Origin of the sequence: Synechococcus sp. H70.2 (assembly GCF_047462275.1) — a bacterium.
Taxonomy (GTDB): Bacteria; Cyanobacteriota; Cyanobacteriia; order Thermostichales; family Thermostichaceae; genus Thermostichus.
Genome location: NZ_JANSIU010000002.1, coordinates 45,759 through 69,774, shown reverse-complemented (window position 1 = coordinate 69,774; position 24,016 = coordinate 45,759). Strand labels below are relative to the sequence as shown.

Annotated in this window: 25 protein-coding genes and 1 tRNA gene; 17 read left to right on the top strand and 9 right to left on the bottom strand. The window is 57.9% G+C overall.

Annotated elements, in window-relative coordinates; all coding sequences use genetic code 11:
• The first annotated feature begins 279 nt into the window (after nt 1-279).
• The 6 genes from rnz (at nt 280) to dnaN (ending at nt 5,694) form a co-directional block, all read left to right on the top strand.
• The gene (rnz, locus tag NW822_RS02595) at nt 280-1,236 is read left to right on the top strand and encodes a ribonuclease Z (RefSeq protein WP_414362619.1); all 957 of its coding nucleotides are present in this window, start codon (nt 280-282) and stop codon (nt 1,234-1,236) included.
• 48 nt (nt 1,237-1,284) lie between these two features.
• A complete protein-coding gene (locus tag NW822_RS02590) occupies nt 1,285-2,139 on the top strand; it encodes an RDD family protein (protein ID WP_414403428.1) in 855 nt (284 codons plus the stop codon).
• A 79-nt stretch (nt 2,140-2,218) separates the two neighbouring features.
• Complete coding sequence (rpmG, locus tag NW822_RS02585; RefSeq protein ID WP_414362563.1) at nt 2,219-2,413, top strand: 50S ribosomal protein L33; 195 nt, start codon at nt 2,219-2,221, stop codon at nt 2,411-2,413.
• A gap of 10 nt (nt 2,414-2,423) precedes the next feature.
• Nucleotides 2,424-2,639, top strand: a complete 216-nt coding sequence (gene rpsR, locus NW822_RS02580) for a 30S ribosomal protein S18 (protein WP_414362562.1) — start codon at nt 2,424-2,426, stop codon at nt 2,637-2,639.
• A gap of 51 nt (nt 2,640-2,690) precedes the next feature.
• Nucleotides 2,691-3,743 carry a tRNA dihydrouridine synthase DusB gene (dusB, locus tag NW822_RS02575; RefSeq protein ID WP_414403427.1) on the top strand — a complete coding sequence of 351 codons (1,053 nt, stop codon included), beginning with the start codon at nt 2,691-2,693 and terminating at the stop codon, nt 3,741-3,743.
• A 652-nt stretch (nt 3,744-4,395) separates the two neighbouring features.
• Nucleotides 4,396-5,694 (top strand): DNA polymerase III subunit beta, encoded by a 1,299-nt coding sequence (gene dnaN, locus NW822_RS02570; protein WP_414403426.1) that lies wholly within the window; start codon nt 4,396-4,398, stop codon nt 5,692-5,694.
• Nucleotides 5,695-5,823: 129 nt separating this feature from the next.
• On the opposite strand, the gene queG is transcribed toward dnaN, so the two are convergent.
• The 4 genes from queG to rpsB form a co-directional block, all read right to left on the bottom strand.
• Complete coding sequence (queG, locus tag NW822_RS02565) at nt 5,824-6,762, bottom strand: tRNA epoxyqueuosine(34) reductase QueG (protein WP_414403425.1); 939 nt, start codon at nt 6,760-6,762, stop codon at nt 5,824-5,826.
• 29 nt (nt 6,763-6,791) lie between these two features.
• Entirely contained in the window at nt 6,792-8,198 is a 1,407-nt protein-coding gene (locus tag NW822_RS02560; protein WP_414403424.1) for an amidohydrolase, read from the bottom strand.
• Between the two features lie 140 nt (nt 8,199-8,338).
• Nucleotides 8,339-9,160 carry a translation elongation factor Ts gene (tsf, locus tag NW822_RS02555; RefSeq protein ID WP_414403423.1) on the bottom strand — a complete coding sequence of 274 codons (822 nt, stop codon included), beginning with the start codon at nt 9,158-9,160 and terminating at the stop codon, nt 8,339-8,341.
• A 333-nt stretch (nt 9,161-9,493) separates the two neighbouring features.
• The gene (gene rpsB, locus NW822_RS02550; RefSeq protein WP_414362557.1) at nt 9,494-10,288 is read right to left on the bottom strand and encodes a 30S ribosomal protein S2; all 795 of its coding nucleotides are present in this window, start codon (nt 10,286-10,288) and stop codon (nt 9,494-9,496) included.
• A gap of 210 nt (nt 10,289-10,498) precedes the next feature.
• Between rpsB and NW822_RS02545 the strand changes: the two genes are divergently transcribed.
• A tRNA-Pro gene (locus NW822_RS02545) sits at nt 10,499-10,572 on the top strand.
• 68 nt (nt 10,573-10,640) lie between these two features.
• Here NW822_RS02545 and NW822_RS02540 read toward each other — a convergent pair.
• Nucleotides 10,641-11,396, bottom strand: coding sequence for a 5'-methylthioadenosine/adenosylhomocysteine nucleosidase (locus NW822_RS02540; RefSeq protein WP_414403422.1), 756 nt, complete (start codon nt 11,394-11,396; stop codon nt 10,641-10,643).
• 167 nt (nt 11,397-11,563) lie between these two features.
• Between NW822_RS02540 and NW822_RS02535 the strand changes: the two genes are divergently transcribed.
• The 5 genes from NW822_RS02535 (at nt 11,564) to nuoK (ending at nt 15,404) form a co-directional block, all read left to right on the top strand.
• Complete coding sequence (locus tag NW822_RS02535; protein ID WP_414403421.1) at nt 11,564-12,031, top strand: YbjN domain-containing protein; 468 nt, start codon at nt 11,564-11,566, stop codon at nt 12,029-12,031.
• Nucleotides 12,032-12,048: 17 nt separating this feature from the next.
• Entirely contained in the window at nt 12,049-12,828 is a 780-nt protein-coding gene (locus NW822_RS02530; RefSeq protein ID WP_414403420.1) for a lipoyl protein ligase domain-containing protein, read from the top strand.
• A 115-nt stretch (nt 12,829-12,943) separates the two neighbouring features.
• Nucleotides 12,944-14,287 carry a TPM domain-containing protein gene (locus tag NW822_RS02525; protein ID WP_414403419.1) on the top strand — a complete coding sequence of 448 codons (1,344 nt, stop codon included), beginning with the start codon at nt 12,944-12,946 and terminating at the stop codon, nt 14,285-14,287.
• A 131-nt stretch (nt 14,288-14,418) separates the two neighbouring features.
• Nucleotides 14,419-15,027 (top strand): NADH-quinone oxidoreductase subunit J, encoded by a 609-nt coding sequence (locus tag NW822_RS02520; RefSeq protein ID WP_414403418.1) that lies wholly within the window; start codon nt 14,419-14,421, stop codon nt 15,025-15,027.
• A gap of 68 nt (nt 15,028-15,095) precedes the next feature.
• Nucleotides 15,096-15,404: an NADH-quinone oxidoreductase subunit NuoK gene (gene nuoK, locus NW822_RS02515; RefSeq protein ID WP_414403417.1), complete on the top strand. Its 309-nt coding sequence runs from the start codon at nt 15,096-15,098 to the stop codon at nt 15,402-15,404.
• 187 nt (nt 15,405-15,591) lie between these two features.
• Here nuoK and metE read toward each other — a convergent pair whose 3' ends face one another.
• Together metE and NW822_RS02505 are read right to left on the bottom strand one after the other, a co-directional pair.
• Nucleotides 15,592-17,850, bottom strand: a complete 2,259-nt coding sequence (metE, locus tag NW822_RS02510) for a 5-methyltetrahydropteroyltriglutamate--homocysteine S-methyltransferase (protein ID WP_414403416.1) — start codon at nt 17,848-17,850, stop codon at nt 15,592-15,594.
• Between the two features lie 112 nt (nt 17,851-17,962).
• Nucleotides 17,963-18,487 carry a low molecular weight protein-tyrosine-phosphatase gene (locus NW822_RS02505; RefSeq protein WP_414403415.1) on the bottom strand — a complete coding sequence of 175 codons (525 nt, stop codon included), beginning with the start codon at nt 18,485-18,487 and terminating at the stop codon, nt 17,963-17,965.
• A gap of 150 nt (nt 18,488-18,637) precedes the next feature.
• Here NW822_RS02505 and NW822_RS02500 point away from each other — a divergent pair, with 150 nt between their 5' ends.
• Both NW822_RS02500 and NW822_RS02495 read left to right on the top strand, forming a co-directional pair.
• Complete coding sequence (locus tag NW822_RS02500; protein WP_414403414.1) at nt 18,638-18,886, top strand: hypothetical protein; 249 nt, start codon at nt 18,638-18,640, stop codon at nt 18,884-18,886.
• Between the two features lie 58 nt (nt 18,887-18,944).
• Complete coding sequence (locus NW822_RS02495) at nt 18,945-19,595, top strand: ABC transporter ATP-binding protein (protein ID WP_414362547.1); 651 nt, start codon at nt 18,945-18,947, stop codon at nt 19,593-19,595.
• Here NW822_RS02495 and NW822_RS02490 read toward each other — a convergent pair.
• Nucleotides 19,586-20,746, bottom strand: a complete 1,161-nt coding sequence (locus NW822_RS02490; RefSeq protein ID WP_414403413.1) for a murein hydrolase activator EnvC family protein — start codon at nt 20,744-20,746, stop codon at nt 19,586-19,588. The two genes, NW822_RS02495 and NW822_RS02490, sit on opposite strands and share 10 nt — an antisense overlap.
• 160 nt (nt 20,747-20,906) lie before the next feature.
• Between NW822_RS02490 and eda the strand changes: the two genes are divergently transcribed.
• The 3 genes from eda to NW822_RS02475 are packed head-to-tail and all read left to right on the top strand — an operon-like array spanning nt 20,907 to nt 22,621.
• The gene (eda, locus tag NW822_RS02485; RefSeq protein WP_414403412.1) at nt 20,907-21,602 is read left to right on the top strand and encodes a bifunctional 4-hydroxy-2-oxoglutarate aldolase/2-dehydro-3-deoxy-phosphogluconate aldolase; all 696 of its coding nucleotides are present in this window, start codon (nt 20,907-20,909) and stop codon (nt 21,600-21,602) included.
• Between the two features lie 34 nt (nt 21,603-21,636).
• Nucleotides 21,637-22,128: an rRNA maturation RNase YbeY gene (gene ybeY, locus NW822_RS02480; protein WP_414403411.1), complete on the top strand. Its 492-nt coding sequence runs from the start codon at nt 21,637-21,639 to the stop codon at nt 22,126-22,128.
• Nucleotides 22,112-22,621 (top strand): diacylglycerol kinase family protein, encoded by a 510-nt coding sequence (locus tag NW822_RS02475; RefSeq protein ID WP_414403410.1) that lies wholly within the window; start codon nt 22,112-22,114, stop codon nt 22,619-22,621. The genes ybeY and NW822_RS02475 overlap by 17 nt, the downstream gene beginning before the upstream one ends.
• 17 nt (nt 22,622-22,638) lie before the next feature.
• Here the strand turns inward: NW822_RS02475 and NW822_RS02470 are convergent, their stop codons facing one another.
• Entirely contained in the window at nt 22,639-23,994 is a 1,356-nt protein-coding gene (locus NW822_RS02470) for an FAD-binding oxidoreductase (protein WP_414362542.1), read from the bottom strand.
• Nucleotides 23,995-24,016 lie beyond the last annotated feature (22 nt).

Below are 24,016 nucleotides of genomic sequence, written 5' to 3'. Positions count from 1 at the left end.
GACTTGTTGGTACGAAGGTCACAGCCTGCCGCCAGTGTGCAACCCGCGGCGGGAACAAGTCAGGGAAGCTCTCCCGAGATTGAACTTGTTCTCCTTAGTTGTAGCACGAACGGCTTTATCCCGACACTGATTGGCAATACGGAACACAAATACAGGGCGGGGCTTGCCGCCAATTAAGCTAACAAGGGTTTTGGGCGCCCTTTCTAGGTAAGTTGATAAGCTAGGGATCCCAGTCCTTAGCGCTATCGGCATTTGGCCCTTGTGACAGATCCCAACGCCATCCGCGTTACCTTTCTGGGTACTAGCTCCGGCATGCCCACCCGCCAGCGCAATGTGTCGGGCGTGGCGGTGCAGTTTCCGCAGCGGTCGGAATGGTGGCTGTTTGATTGTGGCGAGGGCACCCAACACCAACTGTTGCGGCTAGACGAGCTGCGCCCCAGCCAGTTGCGCCGCATTTTCATCACTCATATGCACGGGGATCACATCTACGGCCTGCCGGGGCTGTTGGCCTCCTGTGGCCTGGGCAGCACCCCCCAACACATCGACATCTACGGCCCCCCCGGCCTGGAAGAGTACCTGAAGGCGGTGCTACGCTACAGCGAGACGCGGATCCCCTATTCCTTCCAGGTTCACACCGTAGAAACAGGTCTCATTCTTCAGGATCCAGAGTATTGGGTTTTCTGCGCGCCTTTGGATCACCGGGTGCCCGCCTTTGGCTACCGCGTGGTGGAACAGGATCGGCCAGGCACCTTTAACGTGGCCAAAGCCCAGGCCGACGGGATCCCACCTGGCCCCCTCTATGGCCAACTCAAGGCTGGGCAATCCATCTTCTGGCAGGGCCGCTGGTTCCACGGGCGAGATTACGTGGGGGATCCCATCCCAGGGCGCAAGTTCTCCTACTGCACCGACACCATCTTCTGCCGCAACGCCGTCGATCTCTCCCGTGCTGCTGACCTGGTCATCCACGAGGCCACCTACGCCGAAGCGGATCGCGAGCTGGCTCAGCGGGCTAAGCACTCCACTGCTGCCATGGCTGCGCGGGTGGCCGCTGAAGCCAAGGCCCAGACCCTCATCCTTACCCACTTTAGCCCTCGCTACACGTCAGATGGCCCCATTACTTTGGAAGACCTACTGGCCGAAGCCCGCGCCATCTTCCCCAATACACTCCTGGCCCGGGATCGGATGACCTACGAGATCCCGCGCCGCAGCCCTGCTTCCCTGCCGATAGGGGTCTAGGCCCGCTTTGCTAGCTACAATGGTTAGGGATAACAGCCTCAACCTGCGATGACGGATCCCAGACCCTCTCCCGAACGGCCCAAAACCCAGCAGCTGGATCAAAGCGCCAGCGAGTGGCAAGCCTTTAGCGCCCTGCCTCCAGCAACCTCCCTACCTTCTGTCCAGACGAAGCAACCGGCTTCCCCGGCAGCCGGCGCCCCCCAGGCTAAGGAAAACCTGCCCAAACTAGCTCCCTGGGGCAAGCGGATTGGGGCCTTTGCCCTGGATTTTGGGCTGGGGCTAGGGGTCTCCTACCTAGCGCAGGGTTTAGCTTCCCTGCTGGGAGCCGATGCTGGCGCCGTGGACATGACTGGCTACATTGCCTTCTTTGCCACTTGGCTGGTGAACCGCGGCTATTTCCAATCCCGTCCTGAGGGCCAAAGCCTCGGCAAATGGCTGCTGAACATTAAAACCTGGGATCCGGAAACCGAAGCCTCGCCTCATCTGATTCGCTCCCTGGCCCGGGAGGGAGTGCTCTCGCTGTTTGTTCTCACGGAAGCCCTTCTGGTACCCCTAGTTGCCGATGGTCTGTTTGCCTTCTTCGACAAGGAAAAACGCCAGAGCATCCACGACCGTGCCGGGCGCACCCTAGTGGTGGAATCCGAGCGGGGCTACCACCTAGATGAAAAAGTCCTGCGGCTGCTACAAAACCTCCTCGAAGGGGAAGCTACTGAGGACGTTCAATTGGCTGCGCGGGATCTTCTGCGCAAAGCCCAGCGCCATGAGACAGTACGGGACCTCTCCAACCAACTGGGGCGCCTACGTCAGGAGGTTGGCCGCAACACCCGCAGCCTTCGCCACCAAGCTGGAAAGCAAGTTAAAAGTTGGCTTGCTTCCCTCAAAGAAAAGTTAGATAATTGGTAATTGCGCTACGCGCAAGCCCTTCTTCAACCGTGGCTGTTGAAGGGGGAGGTAGTTTCTTCCTCTGCAGAGGGATCCACCCATGGCAAAGGGAAAAGGTGCTCGCATCATCATTACACTGGAGTGTTCGGAGTGCCGCACCAACGTTAACAAGCGTTCTCCAGGGGTGAACCGCTACACTACTACCAAAAATCGCCGCAACACCCCCGGTCGTTTGGAGTTGAGAAAATACTGCCCCAAGTGTAACCGCCATACCCTTCACAAAGAGATTAAGTAGTTCCTGAGCTATGGTTTACATTCGCCGTCGCTTGTCTCCCATCAAGCCAGGAGAACCCATTAGATACACCGACGTTGAGCTGCTCAAGAAGTTCGTAACTGAGCGTGGCAAAATCTTGCCTCGCCGCATCACAGGCCTAACTGCCAAGCAGCAGCGGCAAGTCTCCAAAGCCATCAAACAGGCGCGCATCCTAGGCCTTCTCTACTTTGTCAACAAAGAAGGATAGTTGCGTTGGCCTTCCATGAGCCTGCAGCTTTCACCGCAGTTGCAAGCACGAATGGCCCAACCCCTAGAGATTGGGAGGGTAAAGATCTTCAGTCGGGTCTTCCAGGCACCCCTATCAGGGGTAACCGACATGGTCTTCCGGCGGCTAGTCCGCCGTTTTGCCCCCCAAAGCATGGTTTACACCGAGATGGTTAGCGCCATTGGCTTGCACTATGCTCGCGAGCTGCCCCGCATTATGGAGGTGGGGGAGGGAGAGCAGCCCATTGGCATTCAGCTGTTCGACTGCCGGCCCCATTTTTTAGCTGAAGCCGCTCGCATGGCTGTAGACGAAGGGGCAACTCTGGTAGATATCAACATGGGCTGCCCGGTAAATAAAATTACCAGAAACGGTGGCGGCTCCTCCCTGCTGCGAGACCTAGATACCGCTGCGAAAATTGTTGAAACGGTGGCCAAGGCAGTGGAGGTACCCGTTACTGTAAAAACGCGCTTGGGCTGGTCGGACGAGGAAATTAACATCTTGGATTTTGCCTACCGCCTCCAAGAGGCGGGAGCCCAACTCCTTACTCTACATGCTCGGACACGTGCCCAGGGCTTCAGCGGCAAAGCCCGCTGGGAGTGGATCCGCCGCGTCAAAGAACGTTTGCACATTCCGGTCATTGCTAACGGAGACATTTTCTCCACAGCTGCAGCAGTGAAGTGTCTCGAAGAAACTGGCGCCGACGGGGTGATGTGCTCCCGCGGCACGATGGGTTACCCCTTCCTGGTGGGGGAAATCGATTACTTCCTGAAAACCGGGCAAGAAAAGCCGGCTCCTACTCCCTTGGAGCGAATTCAAATAGCTCTAGAGCATCTACGAGGTCTTTGGGAATATAAAGGGGAACGCGGGATCCGGCAAGCCCGCAAGCACATGGCCTGGTACGTTAAGGGCTTTGCCGGCGCTTCCCACTTTCGTGCTCTTCTTTGCCGCATTGAGACCCTGCAAGAGGGAGAAACCCTGCTGCTGCAGGCTATGGAGCGTTGCCAAGAAGCTGTTTTGCAGCCCGAGGAGCCAGGTGAGGCTTCTGAGGGAGAGCAAGCGGCCTGTGAAGAAGCTCTTCTGGCTTAAAGGAGCAGAGGACTGGGCCTTCTGTGTCCTCGTAATCTCCTAGGCTACTACCCGAGGTAGGGCAATCTCTAAGAGAAGTTCCCCTACCCTCATATCTACTTTAGCCGCAACAGTTTTCCCACCTCCTCAGCGGACCAGAGGAAGCCACCTAGCTTTCCCTCCCAGGCTGCCCCTGACCTGGACAGGATCCCTAAGTCTACAGTTCCCCAGTCTAGGGGATCCCCAACGGATCGATCATTAAGTTTTGTAAACTTTCCCAGCTCCTGCCCTACCCGCCTGTGGAAAACTTGTGGAAAACTTTGAAAAACTGTGGAAAACCTGTGGAAAAAACCCCCTAGTTATCCACAAGGTATAAATACTCTGTGGAAAAGAGCACCCAGTTATCCACAGATTTTCCACAGGCAGGGGACAAGCCCAAAGGCTTACAGCACAAGGCTTTGCCAATCACCAGGCCATCGATTTCCACAATTTCCACAGGCCCTACTACTACTGTTAAAAATTTAAATTGGGTAGGGATCGTGGTTTTTAATCCTCTTCGCGCGCGCGAGAGTGCAAACTAGGGGCAAGTCAGTGCTAGGATTAGCGTATTCAGCTCGCAAGGCCCGCAATGGTACAAGCTCAACGCCCTCTGCAGGAAGAACCTAGGGCAAGCATGTTCGCGTCTGCCCCGCGCGACGGCCGCTCGGGAACTTCGCTGGGGGTTCGTGAAACTGAGCTCCTGGACGGGGCCAAGGAGCAGCCCTTTGCAGCAGCGGGAGGTAGTCCTACTGGTGGCCTTTGCTTTACCTGTGAGCAGGCCAAGCTTAGCCAGCAACTGGCAACAGTTGGGCGAGCTATCGCCAGTCGGCCCGCGCTGCCGATTCTGGCCAACGTGCTGGTGGAAGCCAGCGCAGAAAGGCAGCAGGTGGCTCTGACGGGCTTTGACCTAAGCTTGGGCATTCGCAGCGAGTTTGAGGCGGAGGTGAAAGCATCCGGTCGCCTTACGCTGCCAGCCAAGCTGTTTGGCGACATCGTCAGCCGTCTGCCCAGTGGTTCAGTTACGGTGAGCCAAGTTCAGGAGCAGGTTATCCTCACTTCAGCTGCTGGTCAGTACCAGCTACGCAGTGCTGCGGCAGAGGAGTACCCCACCCTGCCCGAGGTAGTGATCCCTGCTGCCATTGAGGGTGGTGCCGCGCGGGCTCTAGAGGTGCCCATCGAGAGCTTGTTGCAGGGAATTGGCCAGACCCTCTTTGCCGCCTCTAGTGACGAAACCAAGCAGGTACTCACAGGGGTGCATGTCAAGCTTGTGCCTGGGGAGCCGCCGCAGCTGGAGTTTGCAGCCACTGATGGACATCGGCTGGCCATAGCTCAGGTAGAAGTCGAGGGAATTCCAGTTGAGGTAGCCAGGGAAGGGAGAGGGCCTGATTTCACCATTCCCGCTCGGACTCTGCGGGAGGTGGAGCGCATCCTCAGCGCCCAGACTGGTGCCTCCAAGGTGGAGTTGCGCTTTGACCAGTCACAGGTACAATTTGTTTTGCCCCAACAGCGGATTACCAGTCGTCTCTTGGAGGGTCAGTACCCCGACTACAACCGTTTGCTGCCCAGGCAGTTTGAGCGGCAAGTGACCTTGGAGCGGCGACCCCTGATGGAGTCGCTGGAGCGGGTGGGAGTGTTTGCTGCCCAGCGAAACGACATCATCAAGTTCAGTCTCTCGGCAGCAACCCAAACCCTGCGCATCAGCACCGAAGCACCTGATGTAGGCAGTGGCGAGGAATCGCTGCCAGTGCAGATGTCCGGCCCCGATCTAGAGGTGGCCTTCAATGTCCGCTACCTGCTGGAGGCTCTCAAGGTGTTTCACACGCAGCAGGTAAGCCTAGAACTCAACGGGGCCACGCAGCCGGCTGTTTGGAAGCCACTGGGAGCGGTGCGCCTTTGCTATTTGGTCATGCCAGTGCAACTGCGGGCAACGTAACACTCTCCCACCCTCCGGCTAGTGCTTATCCCCACCCCCCAGTTTCCGGGGAAAGGCTGCAGTGTAAGTGAGGTTGGGAACAGGTCCAGGCAGCGCTGGGGCAGGCGGGAGGCCAACAAGAGGGATAGGCTAGCTGGCCTCATGGCCTTGGAGGGCAGCTTGGGCATTGCGGCGCAGTCGGTTGGCCTTGAGCCGGCGCAGGGCGGAGGCGGGAAAGCGGCGGTCGAACTCCTCGTCGTCAATGCGAGCCAGCTCCTCGAGGTCGGGGGCGATGTTCCAGGGGTAGGGCTGAAAATCGGGAAGGGGACTGAGCCGGGCAAAGCGTTGGTTCCAAGGACAGACCTCTTGGCAAATGTCGCAGCCGGCCACCCAGTTCTGCAGGTTCTGGGCAATCTCAGCAGGGATCCGCTCGGCGTGGCTCTCTAGGGTGTGGTAAGCAATGCAGCGGCGGGAATCGACCACGCCTGGACTAACAATGGCCTGGGTGGGGCAGGCTTCCAGACAGCGGGTGCAGGTGCCGCAGTGGCTCGTGTGAGGTTGGTCAGGAACGAGCTTAAGGGTGGTCAGGATGACCCCTAGAAACACCCAGGAGCCATACTCACGGGTGAGCAAGAGACTATTTTTGCCAATCCAACCCAAGCCCGCCTGCATGGCCCAGGGCTTTTCTGCTATTGGGCCGGTGTCTACGTAGAATCGGCCCTGGTAATCCGGGAATTGCGCTTGCATCCAGAGGTGGAGCTGTTTGAGTCGCCGCCCCAGCACGCGGTGATAATCCCGCCCCCAAGCGTAGCGGGAAATCTTGCCTTTGCTGGGATCCTGACTATGGCAGGTGGGGGTGTAGTAGTTTAGGGCCACACAGACCAGGGAGCGCACCCCCGGCAGCACCCGCTTTGGATCCATTCGTCGCGGGTCAGCCATCCAGGCCATGTCGGCGGCCATGCCTGCAGCTAACCAGGCTGACAGACCCCGTAAGTCCGGGGGGTTTTCTATGCTGGCAATGCCAACTTTGTCAAAGCCCAGCGCCAGAGCCTGCTGCTTTAGCTGGGCAGTGACTCTGGCCGAGTCCATCTCTGATTCTCGAGCGATCCCCGACATCCCTATTCTGGCAGACCCATCACGCGGCGGTAGCGGGCCTCCAGTTGGGCCACCTGCTGTGAGCGGCGCCAGGGATCCCAAAAGCTGTGCTCGAACAGCTCCTGCCGCAGCTTGGCTACATCCACCGTTGTTACTTTGCCGTCGGCCACCACCCGCTTTCCTCTGACCCAGACGCTGTGTACTACCTGGGTGGGCCGGCCCAGTACCAGCAGCCCAATGGGATCCGTGCGGGGTAGCAGGGACAGTTGGGTGAGATCATAAAGCACGAGGTCCGCCTGCTTGCCCACTTCCAGGGATCCCAGCTCCTCTCCCAGCCCTAGGCCAATGGCCCCGCCGCGGGAGGCCATTTCAATACTCTCACGGGGAGCAATCCAGTGGCGGTAGTCGGGATCCGTGATGTTGTGCAGGATGGTGCCGATTTTAATGGCCTCCAGGAGATCCTGGGAATCGTTACTGGCAGCCCCATCGCAGCCAAAGGCCACATTCACCCCTGCTCGGCGATACTTGAGGATGGGGGCGATACCGCTGCCTAAGCGCAGGTTGCTCAAGGGGTTGTGGACAACCGTAGAGCCGGTGCGGGCCAGGATCTCGATATCCGCATCGGTGAGCCAGACACAGTGGGCAAGGGAAGTCCGGTTGTCCAGGTAGCCGATCTGCTGCAAATGCTTGACTGCGCTGCAACCGTACTTTTCCTGGGCCAGCATCTGCTGAGCGCGGGTTTCCAGCAGGTGGGCATGGCGGGGGAGATCATACTTTTGGCTCAACTCCGCGCAGCCCTCAAACAGCTTGTCAGAACAGAGCTGAATGCCGGTGGGGGCCACCATCAGGCTAATGCCCTCCTCTGGGCGGTGGTACTTCTCAACCGCCTCTTCCACCAGGGCCAGCACTTCTGCTGTAGAGAGGGGATAGGCTGGTGCCTCCCCTTCTCCGCCTGGCAGGCAAGCAGGAAGCGCCTGATCCTGAAGCAGCGGACCAATGAAGGCGCGGATCCCGACCTCTCGGTAGGCCCGCACGGCTGCCTCGAGGGTGGCCAGCTCCTGGCCAGGGATGAGGATAAGATGATCCACTACGGTCGTGCCGCCGCTGAGCAGGGTCTCGACCGCCGTCGCCAGCGCGCTGAGGTAGATCTTTTCTGGATCCGGCGGCGAGTACTCGTGCAGTTGCGCCAGCCACAGTTCTAGCGGGTAGGGCGGGATGATCCCGCGCTGCCACAGCTCGGAAGAGTGGGTGTGGGCATTAACAAAGCCAGGCAACAAAAGCTTGTTGTGGGCATCGAGCTCTACGCCATCTGGGCCTACTGAGGCCAGCCCTTTGCCGATGGCAGCAATTCGCTCCCCTTCAATGCGGACATCTGTAGTCTCGTAGCCGCCGGCGGTAGGGATCACCGCATTGCGCAGGATAAAGCCCATGCCCAAGATCCGAAATGGTTGCCTGTTACCCTAGCTTGCCACTCCCCCGGCTTCTTACGCAGCCCACAAAGGAGCTCGCAAAGGCGTTGTCAAGGCGCTCTTCCACACTTCTGCTGACTTTCCTTTCGCCACGAAGTCCCCTATTTCTTCTTCTTGCTAGAGCCTTTTTTGGCCGGCTTGCCCTCGGCAACAGGCTCATTCCCAGCAGCCTCCACCGCAACTTGGTCAGCCGCAGGTTCTGCGGGAGGAGCAGTTGCTGCTTCTGCCGCTTGCGGTGGCTCCGCTGGCTTGAGACCGGCCTGCGCAGCCACTTCAGCGACAAAATCCACTTTTTCTTTCTCAATCCCTTCCCCCAGGACAAAGCGAGCAAACCGCCGCACCCGGATGTTTTCTCCCAGCTTGGCAATGTGTTGCTTTACCAATTCCTCTACGGTAATTGATGGATCTTTGATAAAGGGCTGATCCATCAGAGACAGCTCTTTCAGACGCTTTTCAACGCGACCTTGAACAATTTTTTCCCGCACATGCTCGGGCTTGCTAGCCAGATCCTCCTTGCCCATCTCGATGGCCCTCTCTCGCTCCACCACTTCAGGAGGGATCTGGTCAATGCTGATGTATTCCACGTTTTGGCAGGCGGCAATCTGCTTGGCAATGTCCTGAACCAGCTTTCTAAACTCTTCGTTGCGGGCTACAAAGTCTGTCTCGCAGTTGACCTCTACCAAAACCCCGATTCGGTTGCCGAAGTGGATGTAGCTATCAACAACTCCTTCTGCAGTGATGCGACTGGCCTTCTTGGCTGCCCCTGCTAAGCCTTTCTGCCGCAGCAAAACAATAGCTTTCTCCCTGTCGCCGCCGGCCTCTTCCAGGGCTTTTTTGCAGTCCATCATGCCTGCGCCTGTTTCTTCGCGCAGTTGTTTGACTAGTTGGGGATCAATTTTGACATTAGTCTTGGCATCGCTCATGAGGGTTCCTCAACAAACTAAGGATATGGTAAAGATGTCACCTGACTCTGGGCCAAGCTGGGGGTGCTGTCGGCAAGCCAACCGTCCATTCCCCGCCTGGGTTACCAAGGCAGCCCCTAAAAGTGTTCCGCGCCCAAGTGGGCATTACCAGGACCCTGAACCGCTGGTATCCGCTCCTGTAGCCTACCATGGGAGCGACTAAAGTCGCCTCAGGACTTTTCTTCCCCCCACTGCGGGGGTACGGAGCTTGCGGCCGTTCCCTGGGAAAATTTTAAGCTGAGATCTCTGGACAGAGAATAGGCAGGGAAATCCTCCCTGCCTTGGAATTGAGGGCTACTCGCCCGCCTCGGGATCTCCTTCCTCTTCCATATCTTCCAAAGTGTCCTCTTCTTCTAGATCCATGGCCCCCTCGTAGTCGTACTCTTCCTCTTCGACCGTGTCGAGTTGCCCGTGTCGACCTTCATAGATGGCATCGGCCAGCTTGCCTACAATCAGCTTAATGGCTCGAATGGCATCGTCATTGGCGGGGATGAAAACGTCGCTGAGATCAGGATCACAGTTGGTATCTAGGAGGGAGATGATGGGGATCTTGAGCTTGATGCATTCTCGGACAGCGTTGGCTTCGCGCCGCTGATCCACGATAATCACGGCATCCGGCAGTCGGCGCATGGTTTTGATGCCGCCTAGGTACTTCTCTAGCTTGGCCAACTCACGCCTTAGGCGGGCTGCTTCTTGTTTGGGCAGACGGTCCAGCAGACCGCTGCTTTCCATCTCTTCGATTTCCTTGAGGCGATCAATGCGGGTTCTAATCGTGGCCCAGTTTGTAAGCATGCCCCCCAGCCAGCGCTGGTTAACGTAGTAGCTGCCACAGCGGGTGGCTTCCTGGGCAATGATCCCAGCAGCTTGGCGCTTGGTGCCAACAAAGAGGAAGCGCCAGCCCTTTTCGGCACCCTCCCGCACGTATTCATAGGCTTCATTGAGGTAGCGGGCTGTCTGCACCAAGTCAATGATGTGGATGCCGTTGCGCTCGGCAAAAATGTAGGGCCGCATCTTGGGGTTCCAGCTGCTGGCCTTGTGACCGAAGTGAACCCCCGCCTCCAACAGTTGAGGCAAAGTGACGACGCTCATGGTTCAGTTCTCTCCTACGGGTTAGCCTCCGCCTGAACAGATCCCAGTTGAGGGCACCCGATGGTTCAGGCGTGTGGGGTTTTGACAGCCTAACTAAGCTAGCACGTCCTTTGCGGGATTTGGCAGCTGGCTTGGGGCTCTTGCCAGGAGCCAGCTTCTAGTGCTAGTTTAGTAGAGCACCTCCAGAGCGCGTCTCTGGTACAGGTGCGTCGGGGCGTAGCGCAGCTTGGTAGCGCACCACTTTGGGGTAGTGGGGGTCGAAGGTTCAAATCCTTTCGCTCCGACTTAGATCCCTAACTAGGAAAGAGCCCCTGTCCAAGGACAGGGGCCGCAGTTTTTCTTCTGGAGTAGGCTACGCAGAGGGGGGAGGCAAGCTCTGGAGAAGACTGTGGACCACGGCCGCCGAGTTGAGGGCTACTGTCTGAAAGAAACTGAGGAAATCGGTATCGCTCCCTACATCGCTAACCGAGCGCACCAGCAGGCAAGGGATCCCAGCCTCCTGGGCCACCCGCACCACGGCTGCCCCTTCCATCTCCACCACCAGCGCCCCCGTGCGCTTGCGAATTTGGTGGCGGAGCTGGGCGTCGGCCACAAAGACGTCGCCGGTGGCCACCAGGCCTTGATGGATAGCCGGGTAGCGTCCTTGCAGGGGGTGGAGAGGGATCCGCTCCACCTGCTTCATGAGGAGGTCGTAGAGGGCGCTATCGGCCTCAGCGAGGGGATGGCGCAACTCAGGGATGAAGTCGATCCCCAAGACAAAGCCCTCTGGGCGTCCGGTGCCGAAATCGTGCTCGATAGCGGCATGGGCCAGGACCACATCCCCTAGATGGAGATGATCGGCCAAGGCGCCGGCCACGCCGGTAAAGATGATGCCCTGCAAGGGAAAATGGGCCACCAGCAGAGCTGCCGTGGTTGCCGCCCGCACCTTGCCCACCCCCCCCTGTACCACCACCACTGGCTGCCCAGCCAGGGATCCCTGATGGAATTGCCGCCCCAGGTGGGTATGGACGGCATAAGTCTCCATTGCCTGGGTGAGCATGGCCACTTCCTCTGGCAGGGCTCCCACAATACCGATAGCTTTCTGGGATGGGCTGGATGCAGTTGCCATGACGCTTCCCTCAGTTCTTTCTTCCACCAAACTAGGTGCCCTGGAGACATTTAACCCAAAGCAGCTCCATTCTGGCCCAAGCCGGATCCGGCCAGGAAAGAGACCAGCCAGCTAGACGCGTAGGGGGTATAGTTAAGGTGGTTGGACAGGAAGTAGGAAAGAAGGCCATGGCCACCAGCGAGCCGCTCATTGAGCTTTCCCCAGAGGTTTTTCCAGGTTTGGTGGAAGAGCCACCCCGCTACGTGGAAGTGGTCTCGGCAGTGGTTTCCAGCCTCAAAGAAGATGCCGCCTACGAGAACCACGAGCAGGGGCACACCTGGAAATTCACCTATGGCAGCGTGGAAGTGTTTGTCCACCTAAGCGGCGAATCCCCCGAAGATACCCTCTTGGTGTGGTCTCCCGTTCTCTCGCTGCCGGTGGCGGAGCCGGCCAAGCTAATGCAGAAACTCCTGGAGAAAAACTGGAGTGAAACGCTGGAAGCGCGCTTTTGCATCTGGAACAACCAAGTGGTCCTCAACCACCACCGCACTCTGGAAGGGATCAGCGCCAGCGAGATCTCGCGCGCCATCACCCTTGTGGCCAGCTTGGCCGATGAGTACGATGAGCAGCTCCAGGCTGAGTTTCCCAAAGCTTGAGCTGCGGCGCGATCAGGATGGGATCCCCAGGCTACTGGCTGCCCTATTGCGTAGCCCCCGGCACCTGGCAAATGGAGCAAGATACCTGGCTTTTGCAGCGGCTGCGCCAGGATCCCAGGCTCTGTTTGCGCTTTTACGGCTGGGATCGGCTTACCCTCTCGCTGGGACGGCACCAGGCCTGGCCGGATCCAGCGCCAGGGATTCCGGTGGTGCGCCGTCCCACTGGCGGAAGAGCGGTCTTACACCAGGCGGCTGAAGATGGAGCAGAGCTGACCTACAGCTTGGTGCTGCCCCTGTCTTACCTCCAAGCTCGGCTGCCTCGTTTGCAGCGAACCTCGGTGTACGACTTCTGCTGCCGCTTTTGGGTAAAGGGGCTGGCAGAACTGGGCGTTGAGGTGGATCCAATCCTCGCTCACAACCGAACCCATGCCCAGAACCGCCCAACCCCAGATTCGGGCTACCGCAACAAAACCAGTTGCTTTGCTGCCCGTACCCGCGCCGATCTCAGCTGGGGAGGCAAAAAGCTCATGGGCAATGCCCAACTGTGGCAACCTTGGGGGATCCTGCAACAGGGATCCCTCTTGCTGCGGCCCAATCTCGAGCTGTGGGAGCGCTATCTGCCCGGCTCGCAGGTGATTGGCCTGTACGACCTTTGCCCCACAGCGCCGGGGATCCCTGCTTTGGTTGCCCATTTTCTCCAGGCAGCGCAGGAGTGCTTTGGGGTGGAGTGGCAAGAGGAGGCCTGGCCAGAGCCGCTCCATTTGGAGGATCCCGCGGGGATAACCGGGCAAAGCTGACCCTGAGGGATAGGGCTTCCCCGCAGCGGAGACGGTAGACAACGTTGCAAGGGAGGAGGAATCTCCAGCTGAGGGGCCTGTGCTAAAACCAAGGCAGCGCTCAGCCAGGTGAGCCATGCCAAAAGTTTGGGCGGCAGTCTTGCTCAGTGTATCGCTGTGGATCCCGCAGCCTGCTTGGGCCATTGCCCTCCAACAAGTGCCCAACCCCCGCCGCCAGTATGGAGGATGGGTTTCCGACACCGCCAACATCCTCAGCAGCAGCACTGAAAACGAGCTCAACCGTCTCCTTACCCAGCTTGAGCAGCGTACCACTGCCGAGATGGCGGTGGTGACGGTACCCAATACTCAGGGATATGCCACGCCGAAAGCGTTCACCACGCAGCTATTTAACTACTGGGGCATTGGCAAGGCCGGTCGCAACAACGGCGTGTTGTTTCTCATCTCGGTGGGGGATCGGCGGGTGGAAATTGAGACGGGCAGAGGCTTGGCCACCATCCTTCCTAACAGCCGCGTTCAGCAGATTATCGACCAGCACATTCTACCCAAATTTCGCAATAGGGATTTCGATGGCGGCACCTTGGCAGGAGTACGGCAGTTAACTGCAGTGCTGCAGGGGCAGCCAGTTGCCGAGGTTCAAGCTTCCTCTGCGCTTTCCCCTGCAGCCGTTCCTCGATCGGGTGGAAGGGAAGCCTTGGCCGTTGCTCAAGGCTTGCTGGAAGGGAGCCTACTGCTGCTGGGGATCCTGCTCCTAGGGCTGGGGTGGCGGCGCTCCCGCCTGCCGGTCTATCTCAAGGCCAAGCGGGGAGGAGGGAAAGTCCTATCGCTAACACGCCGAGAGCAGGGGACAACGGCTGCCTTCTCTTCGCTCCAGAGCGCCCCCATTCGCCGGCTTCTCTATCCTGGTTCCCTCTGCCTTGGTCTCTTCCTGATGTCGGTCAGCGGCAACTGGCTGGTACTGGTGCTGCCCTTCCTGGCAGTTGTGACCACCGACGGCATCTTGGGCTCGAAGCGTGGGATCCCGTTTCAGCCGGTGGTGTGTCAAAGCTGCGGTCGGCCCCTGCGCCCCATCCAGCCGCAAGTTCTGGATAAGCAACTTCCCCCAGCGCATCGCCTGGCCAAAAGCCGGCGCAGAGCCCGCTACTACGGCTGGTTTTGCCCCGCCTGTCGGGGAGTTGCCCTGGTTGTTCGCGAGGGAATAGCCTACCGTCACCTTTACTGCCCTAGCTGTCAAGCCCTTACCCTTGACCTCACTACCCAGATTCTCCAGGAAGCAACCTATTCCTCCAGCGGTTTGAAGTTGGAGATCCTAACCTGCCCGATTTGCCAGTACCGTAGCGAGAGAACAGTGGTGATCCCGCCACTTAGGGACAGTGACTCCGAGAGGGATTCTGGGAGTACCTCTGATAGCGATTTCGGGGGCGGCAGCAGCGACGGCGACGGAGCAGGCGGCAGTTGGTAAAAGGTAGTGAATGCCCCCTAACCCTAGAGATTTCTCTATCGATCTAAAAGGAGAGCCGGCCTTCTCTTAGATCCGTTAGGACAGTACAGTGGTAAGGGAGTGACAATAACAACTGGTGAGGATAAAAGCCCATGACTCTTGCAGAAGGCGTACAGCTGGTTACGTTTGGGGTGCTCTCGGCAATGGCCGTCGGCTTTGCCTTGGGGGTGATTTGGGCCCCTAACATTGTCTATTCTGGTTTTCTCTTGGGGGGCGTTTTCCTGAGCATTGCTGGGCTGTATCTCCTCTTGAACGCCGATTTTGTGGCTGCCGCTCAAGTGTTGATCTACGTCGGCGCTGTCAACGTACTGATCCTGTTTGCCATCATGCTGGTGAACCGCCGCTACACCTTTGCCCCTCTAAAGCTAGGCTGGCTGCGCGATGGAGTAACAGCAGTAGTGTGTTTGGGTCTGTTTGCCCTCCTAACAGCAATGGCCCTGAATACCCCCTGGCAGTTGCAGCCGATCCAGCCCATGAGTAGTGCTATGGTGATCGGCGGGCATTTCTTTAGCGACTACCTGTTGCCGTTCGAGCTGGCTTCTGTTCTGCTACTGATGGCCCTGATTGGAGCCATTGTACTAGCGCGTCGAGAGTTCGTCGCCCCCCAAGCCAAAGAGGGGGATCTTAGCTTGCTGGAGCGGGCCCGGCCCCCGCTTGAATCCGAGTTGGAACGCCAGACAGAACTGGTGAGCACCCGTTAAAGCGGCCTGCTTTCGGCCATCCACCTAGTGCTTTCCTCGTACTTTTCTATCCATTGGAGCCTTTGGCAATGTTGCAACTGCAGTTTTTTCTAGTAGTAGCAGCAGTCCTCTTTTGTATTGGCATTTACGGATTAATTGTTAGCCGCAACGCCATTCGGGTGCTGATGTCAATTGAGCTGATGCTCAATGCTGTCAACTTAAACTTTATGGCCTTCTCGAATTTTTTGGACTCGGCTATGATCCGCGGCCAAGTCTTCTCAGTGTTTGTCATTACTGTGGCGGCTGCCGAGGCCGCTGTAGGCTTGGCTATTGTGTTAGGGATCTATCGCAATCGCGCTACCATTGATATGGAGAGGTTCAACCTGCTCAAGTGGTAGCCTCCGTGAAGGGTAAAGCTAGCAAGTACCAGCAAAAGCCAGAATGCCTAAGGATCTACCTATCCCTCGAAAGCAGCCCTTGCTAAGCGGAGAAAAGAGGCGGTGTGTGGTGTGAGCAAAGTTTTTTGGCTTGCCATCACCGCCTCCTCTCTTTTAGAGAACAACCAAGGATAGTAGCAGGCCAGCTTTACTGAGCTGAGGAGGGTGTAGAAGCTCCCTGAATTTCTTCCCGGAGCATTTTCGCTGCTGCCACCATGTTTTTCAAAGCAGGGATAACCTCCTCCCAGCGGCGAGTCTTCAGTCCACAGTCAGGATTTACCCAAATCTGCTGCAGCGGCAGAAGCTCTATAGCCTTTTTCAGCTGTTGAACTATCTGCTCTACAGTGGGTACCACGGGGCTGTGAACGTCATACACTCCATTTCCCACTTGATGCCGGTAGCCTGCCTCGGCAATTTGCCGGAGGGTTTCGTTGTTACTGCGGCTATTTTCAATGGAAAGCACATCCGCATCCAAGCGCTGAATGTGGGGCATGATGTCGCCAAACTCTGAGTAACACATGTGAGTATGAATTTGGGTTTCAGGCCTGGCAACACCTGCAGCTAGGCGAAAAGCATCCACTGCCCAAGAGAGGTATTCATCCCAACGCTCTCGCTTTAAGGGCAATCCCTCCCGCAGTGCCGGTTCATCAATTTGCACTATCCTAGCGCCCGCAGCCTCTAGGTCGGCCACCTCATCCCGCAGCGCCAAAGCAATCTGGATTGCCTGATCCCGTCTGGGGAGATCATCGCGTGCAAAAGACCAGTTCAATAGGGTTACGGGCCCTGTTAACATTCCTTTGACAATCTTCGAGGTAAGGGATTGAGCCACGCGAAACTCTCGCACAGTCATGGGCTGACGGCGCGCCACGTCACCATAGATAATGGGTGGACGCACGCAGCGGCTACCATAGCTCTGCACCCAGCCGTGTTCTGTGAAGGCAAAGCCTTCCAGCTGTTGTGCAAAAAACTCCACCATATCGGTGCGTTCAAATTCCCCATGCACCAAAACGTCTAGCCCCGCTTCCTCCTGCCAACGGATACAGCGAGCAATTTCCGCATCAATGGCTGCTTCGTACTCCGCCTGAGTAATCTCACCCCGTTTGCGCTTGACTCGCAGTTGACGTATCTCACCAGTTTGGGGAAAGGAGCCAATAGTGGTGGTAGGCAAAAGGGGCAGTTGAGGTTGCAGAGGGCGGCGTTGGTCGTAAGGCAGCGCCCGTTCCAGACTTTGGGCGGTTACCTGACGAACTCGCTCCCGAACAGTTGGATTTTGGGGACTAAACTCAGCAAATTCCCGCCACTGCGCCTCGATAGTGGCCAGTTGCTCCTGGGCTGCTGAACCTCCCTGGGCCAAAAGGACAACTTCCTCTAACTTCTGTTCTGCAAAACTCAGCACTTGGAGCAGGGGAGTGGGCAAGTGGGTTTCTCGTCGGGCATCATAGGGTACAAATTGCAAGGATGCAGAGGGCTGAATTCGCAAATTGGTAGTAACCTTTTGAATGTTCTCTAGGATAGAAAGCACACGTTGGGGGCGAATTTTCCAAATATTGCGACCATCTACCAACCCCACCTCCAGTTGCTTATTACTAGGAAACCCATAGGTTTGCAGAAGTTCTAAGTTATTCCCCCGCGTAAAATCCAGGCCAATGCCTGCTACCGGCAATTCCACGACCCAAGGATAGGTTTTTCCCAAGTCGTCAAAATAGGTCACCAAATGAATCGGAATTCCTATAGTGGTCAGTTGAGTGTACGTGGTTGTAACTGCTTCTTGCAGGGCTTCTGCTTGGGTTGTAACCAGAATTGGTTCGTGGAACTGCACTTCAGTAATGCCACCTGCAGCCAGTTGCCTTAGCAATTCAGCATACAGGGGCAGCAAGCGCTGCAAATGTTCTTGCAAGCTCCCCTTAAGGCGACTGAGGCAAAGTAAGGTGACGGGGCTAAGAATAATGGGAACAGCTCTCTGCCCTAGGATGCTTTGCGCTTGGTTGACTACTGCTAGGAAGCTGGAAAAATTGGCTTCGGGTTGGGTATCCTCATCAATTTCTGGCACTAGGTAATGGTAGTTAGTATCAAACCACTTGGTCATTTCTAGAGCCGGGATACCCTCTTTCCCTCGGGCCATTGCAAAGTATTGATCAAGCCCCGACAAGTGACGAAATCGCTTGGGGATCAATCCCAAAAATACACTCCAGTCCAGAACTAAGTCATAGAGGGAAGTGTCCCCAATACCAATGTAATCAATACCTGCATCTTTCTGTGTCTGCCAATTGTCTAGCATCACCTGTTGCAGGGTTTTCTGGATACTCGTTGCATCAGATTTCTGACTCCAAAAGGACTCAAGTGCCTTTTTCAGTTCACGATTTTTCCCAATTCGAGGGTAACCTAGAGTTGCTGTGGAAAAGGCCATAGCTCCACCATCACAGACGGTTTCCGAGGCAGTGGCTAATTATTCTAGAGCTCACCGAGCAAGCCTGCCTATGCGCCAGGGGGGGATGCGGCCAGCTCCTCAACTTTTCAAGTCAACTTCCGGATGTAGAAGGCTGAGAAGGTTGGGTTGGCAAGGGCGGGCATTGGATCCCGGGGATTAGGGACTCCAGTAAGCCACTGCAGGCATCCCAAAGCAACTCGATGACGTAATGGAAGCCAGTCTCACCTCCGTAGTAGGGATCCGGAACTTCCTCGTCCGTATGGAAGCGGCAGTAGCTACAAATTAGGCGCACTTTTTCAGCATACTTTCCTTGAGGATCAAGTCTGAGGATGTCGCGATAATTTTGCCGATCCATGGCCAGGATTAGGTCAAACTCCCGCAGATCCAAAGGATGAATTTGCCGGGTTTGGCCGTGCAGCTCCACTCCATAGCGCTGGGCAACCTGGCGCATACGGCGATCTGGGGGACTGCCAATGTGGTAGGCAGCTGTCCCTGCTGAATCACAGATAATAGCCCCCTCGTAGCCGCTGCTGCGTAAGAGGTAATTGGTGATCCCTTCGGCGGCAGGGGATCGGCAGATGTTGCCCAAGCACACAAACAAAAGCTTTTGGTTCATGGAGTGGCAGCAGGAAGCATTTCCCTTTGCATTATCCGCGTTCTCTGGTTCAGCGTACAGAAGTGGGCAAGGATTGGCAAGGCTCTCCCCCGCAGGCAGGGGGGTAGATTCTCGGCCAAAATAGAGCTAGTTCCTCTGGTTCAATCCCCTATGCCAGATGCCACCCGCTACCCCCACCCGCAGGATGTGGCCAATCTCATCCTCTACCTGCAAACGGAGCTGGCTCTGTTTGAACAGTGGGCTGTCCAAGAAGGGATCCCGCCAACAGCCCTGCGCCCCATTGAGCGCTCCCAAGAGGTGCTGCGGCGGGCCGTGGATCAATTGGAGCTGCGGGAATGGTACCGCGAACTCACCGATGGTTTCCGGGATCAGCTGGGGCGCCTAGAAGAGTGGCTCTAGCTGTTCTTGGCCGCTTTCCGGTGCCAAAATGAGGACAGCTTTCCCAGCTCAGGCGCCCATGTTGCAGGTCCAGCACCTTTTCTATCACCCGGCAGCTCTTCCCCAGCCAATTCTCCGCGATCTCTCCTTTGAGCTGGGCCTCAACCAACTGGGGCTGATTGTGGGCAAAAGCGGGGCCGGGAAGAGCACCCTGCTGGAAATTTTGGCCGGATTGGCCCGGCCCACGCGCGGGCGGATTGCCTGGGGAGAAACAGAGCTCTCTCCTCAGCAGCTGCGCAGCCTAGCAGGGCTAGTGTTTCAGTTTCCGGAGCGGCACTTTTGTGGCCTGACGGTGCTAGAGGAAATGCGCTTTGGCCACCCGGAGCTGACCCCCAAGGAAGTCGAGAACGTCCTCAAGCAAGTGGGACTGGAAGGGATCCCTTTGCATAGCTCCCCCAACTGCCTTAGTGGTGGGCAACAGCGGCGCCTGGCCTTAGCAGTGCAGCTCATTCGTGGCCCCTTCTTGCTCCTGCTGGATGAGCCGACAGCAGGGCTAGATTGGTCAGTGCGACAGCAGTTGATTGAGCTGTTGGCGCGCCTGAAATCTAGTTGGACAGTGCTGGTGGTTTCCCACGACCCGGAGGAACTGGCTGCTATTGCCGATGTGCGCTGGCTCCTGCAGGAGGGATCTCTGCAGCCACTGCCGGCAGAGGTGTTGCTCTATAGATAACGGCGGGGATCGACCGGCTGACCGTTGACCCGCACTTCAAAGTGAACATGAGGCCCGGTGGAGAGGCCAGTGGAGCCGGAAGCAGCAACGACTTGCCCGCGCTGGATCTCCTGGCCTACCTCCACCGTGATGCGGCTGTTGTGGGCGTAGAGGGTAGTAATGCCGCCGCCGTGGTTGATGATGACCGTGTAGCCGTAGCCGCCATACCAGCCGGCGTAGAGAACAGTGCCCCGTTCTGCCGCTCTCACGGGCGTGCCGATGGGCACCCCAAAGTCAATCCCTGTGTGGAAGCGGCGGCTGCCATAGATGGGGTGAACCCGCCAGCCAAAGCCGCTGGTAATTGGCCCGTGCACTGGGGGGAGCAGCCGGCCTCTCCCCTGAAAGGGATCCCTACCCCTTCGCTGGCGGGCCTGTTGAGCAAGCAGGTACTGGATGAGACGAGTAAGCTGTTGGGAATCGGCTTCCAGCCGCCGTTGGGCTGCTTCATAGGCGGCGCGCTCCTTGGCCAAGCGGCTCATCAGCTGCTCTTGGGCCGCCGCCTGCTGCTGCAGTTGGTTTTTCTGGGCGGCCAGCTCTTGCAAGATTAGAGAGATCTCGTTGCGCTGGGCCTCCAAGGCAATGCGCTGTTGCTCCACCTCCTTGGCCATCGCCTGCAGCTCTTGGATTAACTGTCGATCCGCCTCGATCAAGAGTTGCAGTTGGTGGCGGCGGTCGAAAAACTCGTTGAGGTCCCGGCTAGTGAGTAACAAAGCCCACCAGTGTTCGGCCCCCTGCCGCTGCAGGTAGCGTAGGCGGGCAGCCGTCCCCCGTTGCTGCCGCCTCAAGCGGTCTTCCAGCTCTTGGAGCTCCTGCTGCGCTTGCTCCAGCGCTTTCTGGGCTTGCTCGAGGCGGTATTGGTTATCCTGTAGGCTAACTTCGGTCTGCCGAAGGTTTTGCCGCAGGGATCCCATGCGGCGACGGGCTTCTTCTTCGGCTTGGCGCAGCTCCCCAAGGCGGCGCTGGTTGCGCTGGATTTGCTGCTGGATCTGCTGCTGCCGCTGTTGCAGTTGGTGGACATTCTGCGCCTGCGACGGGGCAACTCTTCCTACTCCTCCTAACAGCAGGAGGGCCAGCAACCCCAGGATTGCCCATGCCTTTAGGCTGCGTGTCATCACTCCTCACACTCTCAGCCGCTACCGCCCCTAAAGATACCAATGGCGGCTGGTGGAGACCCAAGCATAAAACACTGGCAATGCAGTAGCCCTCTTCTCACCCGGCTGACCCCAATAACAAAAATGGTGGAAACTTAAGCTAAGCTGGGCAACTGCAAAAATGGTCTTCGAGGGTTCTGAGCCACGACACCCCTGGCTACTCGAGCTGTGGCAGCAGCCATTGATTGCGGTAATTCGTCTCTTGGCCAGCTCTGCCCAAGCCCTAGCGGCAGCCACTCTGGCCATCCGAGCCGGAATCCGCCACATTGAAATTACCACGCCAGTTCCTCAGTATTTGCAGCTCATTGGCCACCTGCGACAAGAGCACCCCCACTGTTGGGTAGGAGTAGGCACCGTCTTCAATCAACAGATGGCGGAGGAGGCTTGGCGGGCGGGAGCCCAGTTCTGTGTTTGCCCTTTCACTGACGAGAGCCTCATTCGCTGGGGGCAGGAAGTGGGGCTGCCCATTGTTGCGGGTGCTCTCACCCCCAGCGAGATCTGGAGAGCGTGGCAGGCAGGAACAGCGGCGGTAAAGCTGTTTCCAGCAGAAAGCGTAGGCGGACCTCGCTACCTACGCCACCTCCAGCCCGTGCTGGGATCCCTGCCCTTGATCCCCACTGGAGGAGTTACCCTGGCCAATGCTGCTGAGTATTTGCAGGCAGGGGCCTGGGCTGTCGGCGTTGGAGGGGATCTGTTCCCGGCGGAGCTGTTGGCAGGAGAGGGGCTAGACGAGGACCGGCAAAAGTGGGAAAATCAGCTGCGGCAAACGCTAGAGCAGCTTGTTGCCCAGAGAAAGGTGGCTCCCAAACCCGGTTAGCTTGAACAAGCCGGTAGAAGAGGGGGCAGGGTGTATGAAGGGGTTCCTAGATCTGTACCTGGAGCAAAAGGTCCCCACCCCGGTTGAGGAGGCCACTTGGCGCCGCTGGTTTGAGGCCTGGCTGCGCCAGCTGGGGGTGACGGATCCCTGTGAGCTCAGCCTCTGCCTCACTTCTGACGAACACATTCGCCAGCTCAACCGTGACTTTCGTCACATTGACGCCCCTACCGACGTGCTAGCCTTTGCTGCTGAGGAGATGGTTACTCCTGTAGAGTTGCAAAAGCTAACAGGGGTGCGTCTGCTGGGGGATATTGTGATTTCTGTACCTACCGCCTGCGCCCAGGCCAAGGCCCAAGGGCACCCCCTCTCCCACGAACTGGCCTGGCTGGCTAGTCATGGGCTGCTGCATCTCTTGGGATGGGATCACCCAGATGAGCTTTCCCTGCAGCGCATGCTGCAGCAACAGCAACACTTGCTTGCTGCCATTCAGGAAGAGGTGGAGGTGGCTCATGGCCAACAGTCCTAGTCGTTTTCTCTCACCCCTGCGCTTGGCAGCCTTCCGGCAGCAAGCTCCTGCTCATTCCTCCTCGGGTGCCCAAGTGGATCCCTGTCAGCGCCCGTCTTCTTGGCGGGTAGCCACCAACCTGGGCAAAAGTTTTTACTACGCAGGCAAGGGCTTGCTATATGCCGTTCGCACCCAGCGCAACTTTCGCATCCACCTTCTGGCAACGGTGCTGGCCTTTGGCCTAGGCCTGGTCCTGCACTTGAGCGCCGTAGAGATGGCCTTGATTAGCCTAACCAGTGGGCTAGTGATGGCGCTCGAGCTGGTGAATACCGCCCTAGAAGCAGTGGTGGATCTCACCTTAGGCAGTCGCTATCACCTGCTGGCAGAAATTGCCAAAGACTGTGCTGCTGGGGCGGTGTTGATGGCGGCGCTGGCATCTCTAGGGGTGGCAGTTTGGCTGTTCCTTCCCCCCTTGCTGCTGCTGTTGCCGCAGGAGCTGCTTCTTCCCTTTTAAGCAGATTAGGCAGAGGCTTATTTCCGCCAGCTGCGCATCTTGCCCGGATTGAGCAGCCCATAGGGATCCACCTCCTCTTTAAAGCGAACTTGGCGCGGATCCATCACTTTGCGCCCCCCCTCTTCGATGATGAAGGTGTGGGGATTGGCGATGAAGACTCCCTGCGCCTCGTGATAGCGCATGATCTCGTTAAGGCGTTCTTCCGTGGTAAAGCGCACAATTTGCAGGCCGACCGGGGTAGCCTGTCCCCGGAGGCGAATCCATTCCAGGTGCATCAGCACCTCGTCGCCAAAGTGCTCGTATAGGTGCTGCACCACCTTTAGCTCCCGGTCAGGCGGGAAGATTGACTGTAGATAGGTCAAGTTGGGATCCACGCTCCGGCAGTGCAAGGTGGTGTGGTTCCAGGAAAATTCCCCCAGCGAGATCCCCTTGCCGGCCTCCTGAGCCGTTTTGTTGTAAACCACCTGGCCGCCATACTCCCGGGTTAGCTCCAGCAGCGGCTCCAGACTATATTCGGCCACCATCAACAGGGCCACGGCGGATCCCTGGGGCAAGTAGTCCTGCAAGGGGAGAAAGTAGCGAGGGATCGGCCAGGCGTGCAGGCTGATGAGTTTCTTTAGGATCCCATCTGCCTCAGCCAGAGCCTGGCCAAAGTGGGCGCAGGGCATGAACCCCACCTCCGGCGGGAAGGCTACTATCAGCTCTGCCCAGGGGTAAGCCGGCGCCAGCGGGATCTCCACCTCGGTGATGATCCCGGTGAGGCCCCAGGCATGGCTGACTTTGAACACGTCGTCCCCCCGCAGCTCCAGGGCCCGCGGCTCCTCCTCCACCGTGATTACCCGCAGCCCCAAGATGTTGCCCCGATCCAGCAGTTGGCCGTAGGTCACGGAGCCAATGCCGCCGCTGCCGCCAGCAATAAAGCCACCGATGGTGGCGGTGCGGTAGGTGGAAGGAGCCATGCGGATCTCCCAGCCCATCTCCCGGGTGTGCTTGTCAATTGCAGCCAGCTTGGCTCCTGCCTGCACCCGCGCCAGACCCGGCTTGGCCCAGAGCACCTGATTGAGCTTGCTCATCTCCAGGATCACGCCGCCAGCTAGGGGGATGCACTGGCCGTAGTTGCCGGTGCCTGCGCCCCGTACGGTTAGAGGCATCCGCCACTTGGCACAGGCTGCTGCCACCCGCTTGACCTCTTGCTCATTTGCTGGGCGGACCACCACATCCCCTCGCTTGTCGCTCAACTGCCGGCTCAGCACAGGGCTGTAGTGGTAAAAGTCCAGCGACAACTTGGCAACTTGCGCTGGATCGGTGATGGTTTCAATGTCGGCCAGCTCCGCAAGCAGGCCCTGCAGCTTTTCAGGGGCCACAACAGTCATAGGGATCCTCTCTGGGGGTAAT